A 15,634-nucleotide genomic window follows, 5' to 3' on the forward strand; every position below is an offset into this window, starting at 1 on the left:
CTTAATTGACTTATCAAGCTCATTTTTTTATAATAATGACTAATAAGTCATTTGTCAACAAATAGGCCTAGGAGCGATTATATAGATGATTAAAAAACAATTAATTATGGAGAAAGCACTGGAACTCTTTGCTCAGCAAGGAATTGAAGCTACTCCCATTCAACAAATAACAGATTATTGCGGCATTTCAAAAGGGGCTTTTTACCTATCATTCAAGTCAAAGGACGAACTGATCATCGATTTAATTGACCATTTTATGATGGAGATTATCGCCGATATTGACTACACGGTCAACAATACAAAGAATGATGAAGAGCTTTTATATACCTTTTACTACTCAACATTCGATTCTTTTCATAAGCATTCCGACTTCGCCAAAATCTTCATTAAAGAACAGACAAAATCATTCAATGAAGAACTTATTGTGAAAATTCATTATTACGACCGATTAATGGAAGGCATTATCTTATCATTGATTGAGCGTTTATACGGTGAAAAGGTAAAGCATACAAAATATGATTTAATTTATTGCATCAAAGGGCTAATGAACAGTTATTCCGGATTGTTTTTATTTAATAATGCCCCATTGAATAGAGACTTGCTCTGCCAATCACTTGTAGAAAAAACAAACCTTCTGGCAAGTCATACAACCGTTCCATTTATTACACCTGAAGATTTCCAAATGCTAAAGCACCCAATAAAAGAAGAGATAACAATGGAGCAGATCATTGAAATGATTGAACAAATATTAAAAGAAATAGAGGAGCCAATTGAAAAAGAATCTTTAATTCTATTAAAGCAGCACCTGTTGGAACCAACTTTAAGTCCTGCTATTGTAAAAGGCCTGCTTGAGAATATTCGAAATCATCCTCATTGTAAATGGGTGTCTTATTTACTCTTTAGATATTATGAGCTTGAAAAATAAGAAAGGCAGAATGCTTACCTTGCATTCTGCCTTTCTTATTTTGTTTATATTTTAGATATTTCTAAACATTCAATATTCTAGTAAAATAGGAGGTATTATAAAACGGTATCTTCCAAAAGGAGAATTCGCATGTTTGAACTGCTGCTAACGATGCTTGAACGGCTTGGAATTATCGTGACTATTGCATTTATCTTAACGCGGTTTCAGTTTTTCCGAGATATGATCTACGGGGAGAAGTTAAATCGGCACCAGCAATATACAGCTATACTATTTTTTGGCTTTTTCGGCATCATTGGCACCTATTCAGGACTTTCCTTAAATACCGATACACATGTTTTTAACCGGTGGGCAATCGAACTTTCGGCGGATGAGGCACTTGCTAATTCAAGAGTCATTGGTGTTGTCCTCTCTGGACTGTTTGGCGGCTACAAAGTTGGGATTGGAGCTGGATTAATCGCGGGAATTCATCGCTTTACTTTAGGTGGATTTACTGGCATTGCTTGTGGATCAGCCACGATTATTTCAGGCATCCTCGCAGGATTTTTCCATTGGAAAAATAAGTATGTCAAGCTATCCACTGCCTTTTTTATAGGAGCCTTGGCAGAAAGTATACAGATGCTTATTATACTACTCATTGCCCGACCATTTGATAAAGCTCTTACCTTAGTTGAAATTATCGGACTCCCTATGATCATCGCCAATGGGTTAGGATCTGCACTTTTTCTGCTTATCATTAAAAATGTGATGAACGAAGAAGAAAAGGCAGGGGCTTCGCAGGCGCAATTAGCACTGCGGATTGCTGATCAAACGCTTGTCTATTTGCGCAAAGGGCTTAATACCGACACTGCTCTTGCTGTCTGTACAATCCTGCACAACGAAATCCAAACAAAAGCTGTTGCTCTGACCAATTTGACTGATATTCTCGCACATGTAGGTGTGGGCGATGATCATCACAAACCAAATAGCCCGATTCAGACTCAGATAACAAGAGACGTCATTCAAAACGGCAAGCTGATTGTAGCCAACGATCAAACGATCCATTGCCGGGTAGCAAGTTGTCCGCTTGGTGCAGCTGTCATTGCCCCATTAAAACAGCGCGGCGAAACCATCGGTACACTTAAATTTTATTTCAGCAATAATAAAGAAGTAAGTAGCCTAGCTATTGAGCTGATTTCCGGTCTTAGTGAACTTCTTAGTAACCAGCTTGAAATTTCAGAGGCAGACAAGGCCTATCAGCTGGCGAAGGAAGCCGAGATTAAAGCATTGCAAGCACAGATCAGTCCTCACTTTTTATTTAATTCCTTAAATATCATTGTTTCCTTAATTCGAATTGATCCTGATAAAGCTCGAAAGCTTCTCGTTTCCCTTTCCCACTTTTTAAGGCAAAATTTAACAACAACAACCGTCAGCCTGACTACTCTAGAACAAGAGCTTAAGCACACGAAGGCATACTTATCTATAGAAGAAACACGCTTTGTTGATAAACTGAGAGTCTTTTATGAAATTGATGAAGAGGCTCTTCTAGAAAAAATCCCTCCATTGACGTTACAGCCAATAGTAGAAAATGCGATTAAGCACGGAATTAAGGACAGGGATCACGATTGCATCATTAAGGTTTCTATTAAAAAACAACAGGCAATGACATACGTAAAGGTAATCGATAACGGGCAGGGAATAAACGAAGAAAAAGTAAAAAGAATTGGTAAAGAAACGATTCAGTCTGAATCAGGCTCAGGACTCGCACTTTATAATGTGAATCGAAGACTGACAATGATGTTTGGAACTAATTCGGCTCTTTCCATTAAAAGTGAGTTTGGTAAGGGCTCTACAATAGGCTTTGCCATTCCACGAGCGGAGGAAGTTATAAATGAAGAATACAATCAAAGTGTTAATAGCTGATGATGAACGGTACAGCAGGGATGAACTAAAACATTTACTAAAGGCTTTTTCTTCGATACAGGTAGTTGATGAAGCTGAATCTGGGGAAGCTGCTATTATGAAGGCAGTCCACCTTCAGCCTCATGTCGTGTTTCTCGATGTTGAGATGCCCAAAATGAATGGGATGGAGGTGGCTAAATCGCTAATGGCATTAAAAAAAGTTCCTTTAATCATTTTCGCAACTGCTTATCCGCAGTTTGCTGCGGAAGCATTTCGTTATGAGGCAACCGATTACTTACTTAAGCCGTATGACGAAGAAATGGTCAGGCAAACAGTCCAACGAATTGAAAAACAATTACTCTCTAAAGCCAAACATGAAACAGTTAAAACTGCTGGAAAACTTGCCATCGAAGAAGATGGAGAAATCATTTATATTGAACCAAAAGATATTATCTATATGTATAGGGATGATAAGGTGTCTAGAATCATTGCTAAATCTGGCAGCTATGAAACAAAAATATCACTTAAAGAGCTAGAAAGCCGTCTAAACCCATTCTCCTTTTTCCGGATTCACAAAAGCTATCTTGTAAATCTAGAATACGTTACTCGGCTTACCCCATGGTTTAACGGAGCCTATCAACTAGAAATGGAGAATCGGAAGGAAATGCTATCCGTCAGCCGAAACTATGTGAAGGCATTAAGAGCTCGTTTGGAAATATAGAAGTTGTCAGATAATACAGACTACTACTTGCATCTTAATCTGCTTTAACTGCCTTTTAATCTGTCATTTTTGCATTTTAGACCCAAAATGGCCACATATGAAACTAGCTCTTTTATACTTTATGTAAACGTATTCAAATTTTCCTAAGGAGGTTTTTTATGTTTACATTTCTGGGCTGTATCGCACTCTTAATTATTGGTTATTTTACTTATGGAAAATATGTTGAAAAAATGTTTGGCGTGAAAGCAGCACGCCCAACACCAGCCCTTACCCAAGCTGATGGCGTCGACTACATTCCAATGAGTACAAAGAAGAATTCATTGATCCAGCTGCTTAATATCGCTGGTACTGGGCCTATCTTCGGTCCAATCATGGGCGCACTTTATGGACCGGTAGCTTTTATCTGGATTGTCGTCGGCTGTATTTTTGCTGGGGCTGTTCATGATTATTTAACTGGAATGATTTCCATTCGTAACCGTGGTGCGCATCTGCCTGAACTTGCGACCAAATTTCTAGGGAAAGCGATGAAGCATGTTGTTAACGCATTTGCCCTTCTGCTTCTATTATTAGTTGGAACTGTTTTTGTTACCACTCCTGCAGATCTTCTTTACGTTCTAATGGATGGCAAAGTAGCCTTATTTCTTATTGTCGGAGCCATTTTCATTTACTACATTTTAGCTACACTTTTGCCAATTGATAAAATTATCGGTCGCCTTTATCCATATTTCGGCGCATTATTATTAATTAGCGCTGTTGGTGTATTTATCGGATTACTCGTTACAGGCGCTAATATTCCGGAAATTTCTTTAAGTAACTTCCATCCTGCCAATGCACCTATTTTTCCGTTACTATTCTTTACAATCACTTGTGGCGCCCTTTCAGGCTTCCACGCTACACAAACACCCATTATCTCCCGAACTACACAAAATGAAAACCAAGGCCGTAAAATTTTCTATGGCATGATGATTGCCGAAGGGATTATTGCTATGATTTGGGCAGCAGCAGCTATGAGCCTATTCGATGGCTATAACGGACTGAATGACCTATTGGCAGCTGGCGGACCAGGCCTGATCGTGAGTGAAGTATCTAAGATGATGCTTGGAGGTATTGGTGGAACACTTGCCGTTCTTGGCGTTGTTGTCTTGCCAATTACTTCTGGAGATACCGCTTTCCGAAGTGCACGTATGATTATCGCTGATTATCTCAATTTTGCACAAAGGAAATTTTCAAGCCGTTTATGGATTGCTGTTCCCTTATTTGTTATTTCACTAGCCTTAACGCAGATAGACTTTAATATTCTATGGAGATATTTCAGCTGGGCCAACCAATCGACAGCCGTTATTGCTTTATTCGTTGGAGCTATGTACCTATATATCGCTAAGAAAAATTACTGGGTTTCCCTCATACCTGGAACCTTTATGCTAGTCATGGTTTTAGCCTATATATTAAATGCTCAAATCGGTTTCCGTCTGCCGATGACTACTTCATGGATTGGTTCTGCCATTGGCACTGTCATCCTAGTCGCCTTATTCTTCCATACTGCTAAAAAGAACCGAGCACTTGCCCTTCCGCTCGAAGATGATGTTTCTAACTGGAAAAAGGCAGCCTAATGGGCTGCTGCAACCCTAATTATCGAAAGACGGTAAATGAACAAGAAGAGAATGTGAATTTCAAAGGAAATGATTCTCTTCCTTTTTTTATCAAAATCACAATTATAGTCATTGTCATTACGGAAGTCTCATTAACAGTTATTTTAGTATAGTCAAATACTAAAAGTGCACGTTTCCACGTGCACTTTTAAATTGAAATAGGAGGCATTCAGAATGAGAATTTTAGTCGTTGGAGCAGGAGCCATTGGAGGATATTTCGGCGGCCGTCTGATAGAAAAAGGAGAGGACGTAACCTTTCTAGTTAGAGAAAAAAGAAAGCAACAGCTTGACCAGAATGGGCTATTGATTGAAAGTATTTATGGCGATTTGAAACTGAAGCCAAAAACTATTTTGAGCGGAGATAACACAGACCCGTTTGATGTTATTCTTGTTTCTACAAAAGCTTATCAGCTTAAAGGTTCAATGGAGAGCTTTCATTCCTATGTAAATGAAAACACAATGATCCTGCCCCTTCTGAATGGCTATGCACATCTTGATAAATTAGTCAGTGAATTTGGAGAAGAGCGCGTCCTTGGAGGCTTATGTTTTATCGAATCCACACTTGATAACAGTGGAAAAATCCTTCAAACAAGCCCTGTTCATGAGTTAGTTTTTGGTGAACGATCAGGAGAAAAGACAAAACGGATTCTTAAACTTCGGGATTCTTTTTCCGGAGCTAAAGCGACCTTTACTCTTTCTGAAAATATCGAACAGGAGATGTGGCATAAATATTTATTTATCACAACTGTTGCCGGTATTACTTCCTTATTCCGCTCGCCAATTGGACCGATTCTTGAGCGGGAGCATGGCCTGAAAACGATTGAAAAGCTCCTAAATGAAACAGCGGCGATTATGAGGGAAATCGATGCCCCCATTGATGTCCACATTAAAGAAATACAGCTAAAGAGAATAATGGGACTTAGCTATGGAATGAAATCTTCTCTGCAAAGAGACATGGAGAAACAACAGCCAACTGAAGCCGACCACTTCTTCGGATACCTTCTTCAGCATGCAAAAGAAAAGGGAATTGAATCCCCTGTACTCTTGGCAATATATGCAAATTTAGCAGTATATGGAGCTGGTCTCTTCTCCTTAAAATAGGCAGGATAAGCATTAAATCAAGTAATTAATTAAGCATTTTAAACAGAATTAGGATGAGGTACCTGTCCCCTCATCCCAATTAATCAGCAATACGGATTTTCATTTCAACGATATATTCATGTTCGTTTGGAGAATAATTACTGGAAGTAAATAATTCATAAATATCTCCCACTGCTCGGAAATTATGATCGGTTACATAATCCATTAGTTTTTTTAAGTTTGGAAAGTATACTTCTGGTGAGAAAATATAGTAAATACAAGCGTAGCGGGCAGCTGGTATTTTCGATACCTCTATCTCAGTAGAAATCGTGGAGATTCGTTTATCTGTTAAGATTGGCGTAAAAATTTTCGTATAGGTAATTTCGTCAATATGTGAATATGGCTGATGAGATATAATAGCCCCATAGCTATTATTAATCACCCCTTCTTCCGCCTCAACAATTCGTTTCAATTCACTATACGATGCGTTTAAAAGGTCTAAGGGGGTTAAATTTTTGGCAGCTGCTTGTATGATGCGCATTTCTTCCTCTTGCCGAATAACCACTTCACCAAAAGCAGGATAGTTTAACTGTTTTTGAATACGTTTTTTTGCATGCACAACATTTTGTTGAATCTCTCTTAAACGAGCAAGCTGAGCCTCAATAATCTCCTCCTGTTCATTCATAAACTGCAATAACTCTTCCCTTTTTAACTGCTGAACCTTCTTAATATCCTCTAACGATGTCCCAATATATTTAAGCGACTTAATTAAATCTAAGTGGTATAGCTGTAAATCTTTATAATATCGATAATTTGTTTCCGGATCGACGTAAGCAGGCTTAAATAAACCAATTTGGTCGTAATATCGAAGTGTCTGAATCGAGACATTTGCCAGTTTTGCTACCTCTCCAATTGTATATAAAGTTTCTTCCATCCCATCATTTCCTTTTTCTATCCTATTTCTTGAGGTCTTCCCTTCTTCATTTGTACCGGCTGTTTCCAAACAACTGAAAGAACAACACCAATCACCAAAAAGACTGCAGAAAAATAAAACGGATAATTTAAATCTACATCAAATAGGATTCCACCGACAATAGGGCCAAACACATTTCCGATACTTGTAAACATAGAGTTCATCCCGCCAACGAATCCTTGCTCGTTCCCTGCAACTTTTGACAAATATGAAGTAACAGCTGGCCGCATAAGGTCAAAGCCAACAAAAATAAAAAAGGTAACCAATAAAATGCTTAAATAGGAGCTAGCTACAGTCATAACCAATACAAGGATTGCTGAAAAAATAAGACAGTAGCGAATCAAACGGATTTCACCAAAGTACAAGGTTAACCGGTCAAATAAAGCAACTTGTGCAATTGCTCCAATAATCGCTCCTCCTGTAATCGCAATCGCAATATCCTTTGGTGTAAAGCCAAATTTATGATCAACAAATAGGGAAAATAACGATTCAAATGAGGCTAGGCCAAATGCCGAGATTAAAATGATCATAAAGGCAATAAAATACATCGGTGACAAAATTCGTTTAATCCCCGACTTCTGCTCCTCCATTTCCTCTTCATGATTTCTTTCTGGTTCACGAAGCGTAATGATTGATAATATAGCGGCAACTAACGCAAGTACTGCTGCTGAAAAAAACGGAATACGCGAGCCGATTTCAGCTAAAAAGCCCCCCACTCCCGGCCCAATGATAAAACCCGTTGAAATGGCGGCTGACATATAGCCTAATGCTTTCGGGCGCGTTTCGACTGTTGTAATATCAGCAATAAATGCGGTTACCGCAGGCATAATAAACGCTGCACTTACCCCGCCAAGCATCCGAGAAATAAAGAGCACTTCTACCGTTTTCCCTAATCCAAATAACAATTCCGAAGCACTAAAGAATAATAGACCAAGAATAATCATTTTTTTACGCCCAAACATGTCGGCCCAGCGACCTGCAAGCGGGGATACTAGTAATTGTGTAACAGCAAACGCTGCAACCATATACCCAACCACAGAACCTGATAAATGCAGCTCATTCATAATTGTCGGCATAACTGGAATGACAAGTCCAATTCCTAAAAAAGCAATAAATAAATTCATCAATAAAATAGCTAATGTTGTATTTTGATTTTTCATCTCTTTCCTTCTCACTTTCTATGCAAAACGTATAAGTTACAATATAAACCCTATAGTAACTATAGAGTCAATTATTTTGTGTCTACGCCTTGCAAAACATAAAAAAATGGAGCTCCCATTTAATAGGATCCCCATTTTAATGTTTCTTATTGTGCAGTTAATCCACCGTCAACTACAAACTCAGAACCTGTGCTGTAGCTAGATTCATCTGAGGACAGGAATAAAACAAGATTAGAAACCTCTTCAGGCTTAGCCACTCTTCCTGTTGGAATATATTTCGCAAATTCCTTAATTGCCTCTTTTGAATCTTCTTGTACGATCATTGGCGTTTCAATCACTCCCGGGTGAACGGAATTTACACGAATACCGTATTGTGATAATCCGAGCGCAGCTGCTTTTGTCATTCCTCTTACTGCAAATTTTGTATCTGTATATCCGATCGCGCCACCAACAAGGCCGTTAATGGATGAAATATTTACTATCGAACCGCCATTGCCTTTTTTCATTGAAGGGATAACTGACTTCATGCCAAGAAATACAGAAACCTGATTAATATCAAGAATTCTTCTGTAATCCTCTTCTGATGTTTCTTCAATTGATTTATTCATACTAATGCCTGCATTATTGACTAATACATTAACAGGACCAAAAACTTTTTCAGTTTCTGAAACAACCTCTTCCCAATTTGCTCCTTTAGTAACATCCAACTTAATGAATTTCGCATTTTCTCCTAGTTCATTTGCTAATGCTTGTCCTTCTTGTTCAAGAATATCAGCGATCATTACTTTTGCGCCTTCTTTTATAAATAAGCGTACATGAGAAGCTCCCATTCCACGTGCTCCACCTGTAATAATCGCAACTTTGCCATTTAATCTGCTCATGTTCATCCTCCAATATTTTATTTTACATTTGATTTTTTTCTATCATGAATACTCTTTACTAGCTTCTCTTGAATCTTTAAATATTGATTAATTTCTTCTTCACTCAACACTTCAAAGAGCTGTGTAAAAACATCTTTGCCAATTTTCTGCGCTTCAGTCAATGCTTGCTCCCCAGCAGCAGTCATCTTTAATTGAATGGTACGACGGTCATTTTCGTTATACATTCTTTCAGCAAGACCTAGGTTAACAAGCTTTGTCGCAATATTTGTCATGGCTCCTTTTGTATAGCCAACCGTTTCCGCTAATTCTACCTGCTTCTGAGGTCCCTTTGTCCGCAATTCATACAGCACTAAAATGGGTGAAATACCAATCGGATAAGGAAATGCCTTCGTAAATCTCATGATGTTGTCGTTATTCATTTGTTCAATCGCTTGAATAAGTTTGAAAATATTTGTTTGATTCAAAAAATTCCTCCTAAAAAGCCGAGAATTTTAATGAAGCATTAATGAGCCGCCATCAACCATAATTGTTTGGCCAGTAATGTATTGTGAATCCTCTGAGGCTAAGAATACCGCAACTCGCCCAATATCATTTTCTACATCGCCGAAACGTCCCATTGGAATTTTGCTTCTAACTGCTTCATAATATTCAGGCTGTGCTTCTGACCATGCTTGTACACCTGGTGAGTAGGCAAGCGGGCTAATGATATTTACATTAATACCAAATCGTCCCCATTCATTTGCTGCTACACGTGAAATTCCACGAATAGCTTCTTTCGCAGCAGCATAAGCACCTTGAGTTTCGTGTCCAGCAATTCCAGCACCAGATGCAAAGTTAATCACATTTCCTTTTGTTTCCTTTAAGTAAGGAAGTGCCGCTTGCATTAAATAGAATGTTGGATAAAACCCTGTACCAAATGATAAATCTAAATCAGCTTGCGTGGTTTCTTCAATCGTTACTTGTTTTGAAGCATGTGCATTATTTACTAACACATCTAATTTACCATATTTTTCAACAACTCTTTTAATAATTTGACCAAGATTTTCGCGATCCATTAAGTTCGCTTGAAGAAACATTGATTTTGGAGAAATAGCGTGTAATTCCTTTTCCATTGCTTTTCCGGCCTCTTCATTTAAGTCTACAATTGTTACGATTGCCCCTTCTTTTACCATTGCTTTCGCCATCCCACTGCCGATGCCGCCTGCACCGCCAGTAATAATAATGACCTTATCTTGTAATTTGCCCATCCAAAGCATCCCCTTTTAAAAATCATCTACAAATATAGTTTAGCACTAAACTATTTTAATTAAAAGTATTATCCCTCAAAAGAATATAGGTACTTTGTGCCATCTGCTCAGACGGGACAGATGCGGACAGGTCCACTTGTCTCAATACAAAAAGAAGGGACAGAATACTGTCCCTTCTCCTAAACCTGAAGTGATTTTGCTTGCATCTGGTACATCTGATTATAGATGCCGCCTTGGGCGAGCAGCTCGTCATGGGTGCCTTGTTCTTTAATAATGCCGCGGTCTAATACAAGAATGCGGTCGGCATTTTTGATGGTTGAGAGGCGGTGTGCAATGATAAATGTTGTACGGCCTTTCTTTAACACATCCATTGCATGCTGAATAATTTCCTCTGTTTCTGTGTCGATATTGGATGTAGCTTCATCCAATATTAATATTGCCGGGTCGAAGGCAAGCGCGCGTGCAAATGAAATAAGCTGACGCTGACCGGATGATAGCGTGCTGCCTTTTTCAATAACAGGTTCGTCAATGCCTTTTTCAAGATGGCCAAGCACTCGTTCCGCTCCTACTGCTTTCAATGCCTCTTCGACCTTTTCCCGTGTAATTCTCGGATCATTCAAACTTACATTCGAGGCAATCGTACCTGTAAATAGATATGGATCCTGTAAAACAATCCCCATATGCTGGCGTATCGTTTGTCTTGGCATAGCCGTTACATCTGCACCATCAATATAAATTTTTCCTTTCGATGGATCATAGAAGCGAAATAGCAGGTTCATAATCGAACTTTTTCCAGACCCTGTATGACCAACAAGTGCGACTGTTTCCCCGCGCTTCGCTTCAAAAGATAAATGCTTTAAAACATATTCTTCGTCTTTATAGGCAAATGAAACATCTTCAAACACAACATTTCCTGCATATCTTGGCATTGTTTCTTGTGAAACCTTTTCTCCAGTTATATCTAATACTTCAAATACACGCTTTCCAGCAACGAGTGAGCGTTCAAGCTGTGAGAACTGATTAACCACATTCGTAATCGGATTAAATAATTTTGTTAAATAATCAACGAATGCGTAAAGCGTTCCAGCAGACACCAACTCAACGGCCGTTAACGATTGCGTCCCGAAATAGATGATAAATATTGTAAACATAATAAGTCGTAATGTATTTACAAGGTTAAATGAGGTGGCCGAATCCAAGAACAATAGTTTTCTCCCATAAGCATAATGTTCCTCATTCATCTCATCGAATTCATTCGTCATTTGCTTTTCACGGCGAAAGGCTTGAATGATTGTCATCCCTTGAATGGATTCATTAATCATTGCATTAATATCGGCAATTTTTGTACGAATCACTTCATTATATTGCGATGCAAATTTTCGATACAAAATCATCCATAGATATACAATCGGAATCATGACCAAGGCGATCATTGCCATTTTCCAATTTAAAATAAACAGTGCGATATATACACCTGCAATAGAAATGAAGCTTGTTGCAAAGTTAGAAAGCACCTGCACATATAAATTCCTTACTGCTTCTGTATCGTTTGTGATACGTGCAACAATTTTTCCAGCTGGCAGATGGTCAAAATATTGAATAGGTAATGTTTGAATATGCCCAAATACATCCTTGCGAAGCTTTTGTACTACCCGATTAGCACCGATTTGTAAATAAATATACATAAAATAACGCAAAACCGCTGTTGCAATAGCTAAGATTAAATATAAACAAAGCAGCCAGGCAATTGGCTCCATTTCAATTTTCCCAATAGTCATATGTTCATCAATAATATATTTAGCAATAAAAGGACCTGCAAGCTCGGTAAAAACAGCAACCGTTAAGAAAAATAACCCAAGAAAAATGGGTCCCTTATAGTACATAGCATACTTCGTTAATCGTTTACTCGTACTCATGACACGCCTCCTTCTAGCTGTTGACGGTCAAATTGTTCCTTATACCAGCCATTTTGTCTGAGCAGCTCTTCATGCGTTCCTTGTTCTATAATCTGTCCCTCATCGAGTACGATAATTTTGTCTGCATGCTGCACACCAGATAAACGGTGGGTGGTAATAATTGTCGTCTTCCCACTTCGTTCATTCTGTATGTTTTGGATAATCCTCGTTTCCGTCTTTGCATCAACTGCTGATAGCGAATCATCTAGGATTAATATTTCAGGATCTTTGATGAGTGCACGAGCAATCGACACCCGCTGCTTCTGTCCCCCCGATAAGGAGACACCCTTTTCACCGACAAGTGTTTCAAGCCCCATCGGTAAATTTTCCAAATCCTTTTCAAAATAGGCAAGATGAATGGCTTTCTTCAAATCAGTTTCCGTTGCATCATCTTTTCCAAATAAAATATTTTCTCGTATCGTACGTGAGAACAGCACATGATCTTGCGGAACATAACCAATCCAATCAAGAATCTGCTCCTTTGTTTGGGATGCTATATCGATACCGCCAATATTTAATTTCCCTTCATCAATTGGATACTCACGCAGCAGCTGTCTTAGAAAGGTTGTTTTTCCTGCACCCGTTTTTCCTACAATCCCAAGTGTTTCACCCTTTTTCAATGATAAGGAGATTTGCTGTAAGTTCTTCACCTGGCTCGTCGGGTATTGAAACATCAAGTCATCAAACCCAATCGTACTCGGTGACTTTATTGCAACAGGGTCATTCGTGTTTTGTACATCTGCTTTATAATTAAGTGTTTCCTGCACACGGTCTAGTGAAGCATTCCCCTGCTGCATAACATTAATTAACTCTCCAATGGCAAAAATCGGCCATACAGCTAGCCCTAAATAGACATTAAAAGTTACAAGCTGGCCGACAGTCATTTCCCCATTTGACACGAGAAATGCACCATAACCAAGCGCTACAACAAAGCTAATGCCTGTTCCGATTTTGGTTATCGGACCAAATAACGCATTAATTTTCGCTGTATGCATATTCTTCCTGTATACTTCCTCACTCATATCTGCAAAGTTCTTTTCATCTTTATTCTCTTGGACATATGCACGAATCACGCGCACGCCAGCAACAGACTCTAGGACACTATCATTCAGTTCACCAAATGCATCCTGCGCCTTCATATATCGTTCATGTACAAGCTTCCCTAAATACTGAATTAGCACAGCCATGATCGGTACAGGCAGCATCGCAAAAAACGTTAATTTCCATGAAATCATAAAGCCCATCGCAAATATAATCGAACCTAAAAATAACGTAGAATCCATTAATGTCATGATTCCGAATCCCGCTGTTAAAGAGACGGCATTCAAATCATTGGTCGCACGTGCCATTAAGTCACCGGTCCGATTTTTCTCATAAAAAGTCGGCGTCATTTTCAAAAATTGCCGCATTAATTTACGGCGCATTAATTTTTCAAGATTAAGCGCACCTTCAAATAATCGATATTGCCAAAAGAAATTCAAAAAATAGCCAAAGACAATAATTGCAGCGAAAATTAATATATATTGACCTAATACCGCTTTTGTCATTTCTCCAGCTGTTATTATGTCGATAATGGATCCAAGTAAGTATGGCGGAACCACTTCTAACAGAGTGGCAATCAATAATAAGATAATCGCAATAGTATACTGCTTCCAATACTGTCTAAAAAACCAGCCTAGCTTCCCTAAAACATCAAACATGTATCATACCCTCTTCCCTTCTTGAGCTGTTGTACAACCGCTACCCGCTATCCAGCAACTCACTATTAAAAATCAAACATCTTACTCTGTTCCACATCGTCCTCGACTCCTTTTCATTATTCCACTAAAAAATTCCATCAACAAAAAGATGCATACCCTAGAAAGAGCATGCATCTCTAGAAAAGGCATAGGAGTGTACCTATACCTTTTTATCGTATAATGGAATTCGCACTTATACAGAAAAGAGGCAAGGACAATGTATGAAATTAATAACTATGAAGCGTGTTCTAAGATCTCGCATTGTCCATTCCTCCTTTGTAAAAATTATTTAGTGTTCTTGAAGATTACCATTTTTATCTAATAATTGTCAACAGTCAGATAACACGAAATTTGTATCAGCCATTTTTTAGCGGTTATAACGCAGCACCATTAATGCCAAAAGCAGAAAAAACCTCTTAGGTGAATAGAAGCCTAAGAGGTTTTTCCGATAAAACTATTTTAATTCTAGATTATTTATTGATTTAAGGAATCATCTGAACCAGTTGATTGGTTATTCCTTTTCTTTTTTCGAATGAAACCAAATAAAGCTGCAATTCCAGCTACCGCAATTATGCCAAATTTTTTCCCAAATGCAAGAATAACAGCTAGGATCCCTGCCTTTTTAGCTACAGCTAGACCTGCACCACCTAGAATCAGTCCAGTTAAACCGTAATCTGCTACTTTATCAGTAGACTTATCAAAATCTTCATATTTTTTTCCATCATTCACTTTGAACTTTGAAAGTATTTTTTCATCAAGCAGCTTTTTATCCGCTTCTCTGTTTTGTGGATCAGTTACAAGAATAACTGAGATGTTTCCCTCTCTTGTTAGGATTCTTGTATTATAATTTAAAAATGTTTCCTTGTTTTCGTCTTCAAGTAACATTGACCAAGTCAGATTATGCGTTTTTTCCTCATAGAAAGGCTTAATATCCCAGCCCGTTACATAAAAACGGTCGCCTGGCTGGCGTTCCTTATTTGCTTCTTCAGTACCTTCCTTATAACTCTTTAATAGTGCTTTTGCATCTATTTTCTCTTTTTCAGCATCTTTAATGTGACCAGACTCCTCATAGTCAAAAAAGACTGCCCATGTTGCATTCTCATCTGTTGGAAAGATGCTGCCCACTTCAAGACCTGAAACTGGATCCCCGTAATCCATACTCATTTTCTTCGTATTTTCTGCATCAAGAAAGATGAATTCTGGGTCAAGATCAACTGTGGCAATTCCACCAAGATCAACGGGTTGTCCCCCCTCAATCCAATTATAATCTTCTTCTGCTGCCACTGTTGTACTAAACATCATGCATAGTACAAACAACATTAATACCAATCGTTTCATTATAAAATTTTCCTCCCAATCTCTCATACATAAATAAATTAAAACAAAAATCCTATACCAAAATTACCCATTTATGATTTTATCATAC

General features: G+C 38.4%; 13 protein-coding genes. 5 read left to right on the top strand and 8 right to left on the bottom strand.

The features are described from left to right. Window positions 1–85: 85 nt before the first annotated feature. The 5 genes from FI644_RS08310 to FI644_RS08330 all read left to right on the top strand — a co-directional run bounded on the left by FI644_RS08310 (window position 86) and on the right by FI644_RS08330 (window position 6,274). The gene (locus FI644_RS08310; RefSeq protein WP_056681902.1) at window positions 86–925 is read left to right on the top strand and encodes a TetR/AcrR family transcriptional regulator; all 840 of its coding nucleotides are present in this window, start codon (window positions 86–88) and stop codon (window positions 923–925) included. A gap of 129 nt (window positions 926–1,054) precedes the next feature. Beyond that, window positions 1,055–2,824, top strand: a complete 1,770-nt coding sequence (locus FI644_RS08315) for a sensor histidine kinase (RefSeq protein ID WP_142108222.1) — start codon at window positions 1,055–1,057, stop codon at window positions 2,822–2,824. Beyond that, window positions 2,793–3,524, top strand: coding sequence for a LytR/AlgR family response regulator transcription factor (locus FI644_RS08320; RefSeq protein WP_053478038.1), 732 nt, complete (start codon window positions 2,793–2,795; stop codon window positions 3,522–3,524). The genes FI644_RS08315 and FI644_RS08320 overlap by 32 nt, the downstream gene beginning before the upstream one ends. 158 nt (window positions 3,525–3,682) lie before the next feature. Next, the gene (locus FI644_RS08325) at window positions 3,683–5,134 is read left to right on the top strand and encodes a carbon starvation CstA family protein (RefSeq protein ID WP_053478037.1); all 1,452 of its coding nucleotides are present in this window, start codon (window positions 3,683–3,685) and stop codon (window positions 5,132–5,134) included. Window positions 5,135–5,347: 213 nt separating this feature from the next. Beyond that, window positions 5,348–6,274 (top strand): ketopantoate reductase family protein, encoded by a 927-nt coding sequence (locus FI644_RS08330; RefSeq protein WP_056681895.1) that lies wholly within the window; start codon window positions 5,348–5,350, stop codon window positions 6,272–6,274. Between the two features lie 79 nt (window positions 6,275–6,353). On the opposite strand, the gene FI644_RS08335 is transcribed toward FI644_RS08330, so the two are convergent. The 8 genes from FI644_RS08335 to FI644_RS08370 all read right to left on the bottom strand — a co-directional run bounded on the left by FI644_RS08335 (window position 6,354) and on the right by FI644_RS08370 (window position 15,546). Further along, window positions 6,354–7,187 (bottom strand): MerR family transcriptional regulator, encoded by an 834-nt coding sequence (locus FI644_RS08335; protein WP_053478035.1) that lies wholly within the window; start codon window positions 7,185–7,187, stop codon window positions 6,354–6,356. Between the two features lie 17 nt (window positions 7,188–7,204). Further along, window positions 7,205–8,386, bottom strand: coding sequence for an MFS transporter (locus FI644_RS08340; protein ID WP_053478034.1), 1,182 nt, complete (start codon window positions 8,384–8,386; stop codon window positions 7,205–7,207). 146 nt (window positions 8,387–8,532) lie between these two features. Beyond that, entirely contained in the window at window positions 8,533–9,267 is a 735-nt protein-coding gene (locus FI644_RS08345) for a glucose 1-dehydrogenase (protein WP_056681890.1), read from the bottom strand. A gap of 17 nt (window positions 9,268–9,284) precedes the next feature. After that, entirely contained in the window at window positions 9,285–9,731 is a 447-nt protein-coding gene (locus FI644_RS08350; RefSeq protein WP_056681887.1) for a MarR family winged helix-turn-helix transcriptional regulator, read from the bottom strand. Between the two features lie 27 nt (window positions 9,732–9,758). Continuing rightward, window positions 9,759–10,514: an SDR family NAD(P)-dependent oxidoreductase gene (locus FI644_RS08355; protein ID WP_142108223.1), complete on the bottom strand. Its 756-nt coding sequence runs from the start codon at window positions 10,512–10,514 to the stop codon at window positions 9,759–9,761. Window positions 10,515–10,693: 179 nt separating this feature from the next. Beyond that, complete coding sequence (locus tag FI644_RS08360; RefSeq protein WP_056681881.1) at window positions 10,694–12,430, bottom strand: ABC transporter ATP-binding protein; 1,737 nt, start codon at window positions 12,428–12,430, stop codon at window positions 10,694–10,696. Further along, on the bottom strand, window positions 12,427–14,169 hold the full coding sequence (locus FI644_RS08365; protein WP_056681878.1) for an ABC transporter ATP-binding protein: 1,743 nt from the start codon (window positions 14,167–14,169) through the stop codon (window positions 12,427–12,429). Before FI644_RS08365 ends, FI644_RS08360 begins: the two co-directional genes overlap by 4 nt. 513 nt (window positions 14,170–14,682) lie before the next feature. Continuing rightward, entirely contained in the window at window positions 14,683–15,546 is an 864-nt protein-coding gene (locus FI644_RS08370; protein WP_245637750.1) for a DUF2167 domain-containing protein, read from the bottom strand. Window positions 15,547–15,634: the final 88 nt, after the last annotated feature.

This window comes from Cytobacillus solani (genome assembly GCF_006704205.1).
Classification (GTDB): Bacteria; Bacillota; Bacilli; order Bacillales; family Cytobacillaceae; genus Cytobacillus; species Cytobacillus solani.

What these genes read in the sequence shown, in the direction of transcription:
- FI644_RS08355 (WP_142108223.1), bottom strand. Translation starts at nt 10,514, where the DNA reads ATGGGCAAATTACAAGATAAGGTCATTATTATTACTGGCGGTGCAGGC.
- FI644_RS08340 (WP_053478034.1), bottom strand. Translation starts at nt 8,386, where the DNA reads ATGAAAAATCAAAATACAACATTAGCTATTTTATTGATGAATTTATTT.
- FI644_RS08370 (WP_245637750.1), bottom strand. Translation starts at nt 15,546, where the DNA reads ATGAAACGATTGGTATTAATGTTGTTTGTACTATGCATGATGTTTAGT.
- FI644_RS08330 (WP_056681895.1), top strand. Translation starts at nt 5,348, where the DNA reads ATGAGAATTTTAGTCGTTGGAGCAGGAGCCATTGGAGGATATTTCGGC.
- FI644_RS08320 (WP_053478038.1), top strand. Translation starts at nt 2,793, where the DNA reads ATGAAGAATACAATCAAAGTGTTAATAGCTGATGATGAACGGTACAGC.
- FI644_RS08365 (WP_056681878.1), bottom strand. Translation starts at nt 14,169, where the DNA reads ATGTTTGATGTTTTAGGGAAGCTAGGCTGGTTTTTTAGACAGTATTGG.
- FI644_RS08345 (WP_056681890.1), bottom strand. Translation starts at nt 9,267, where the DNA reads ATGAGCAGATTAAATGGCAAAGTTGCGATTATTACAGGTGGAGCACGT.
- FI644_RS08325 (WP_053478037.1), top strand. Translation starts at nt 3,683, where the DNA reads ATGTTTACATTTCTGGGCTGTATCGCACTCTTAATTATTGGTTATTTT.
- FI644_RS08335 (WP_053478035.1), bottom strand. Translation starts at nt 7,187, where the DNA reads ATGGAAGAAACTTTATATACAATTGGAGAGGTAGCAAAACTGGCAAAT.
- FI644_RS08360 (WP_056681881.1), bottom strand. Translation starts at nt 12,430, where the DNA reads ATGAGTACGAGTAAACGATTAACGAAGTATGCTATGTACTATAAGGGA.
- FI644_RS08310 (WP_056681902.1), top strand. Translation starts at nt 86, where the DNA reads ATGATTAAAAAACAATTAATTATGGAGAAAGCACTGGAACTCTTTGCT.
- FI644_RS08315 (WP_142108222.1), top strand. Translation starts at nt 1,055, where the DNA reads ATGTTTGAACTGCTGCTAACGATGCTTGAACGGCTTGGAATTATCGTG.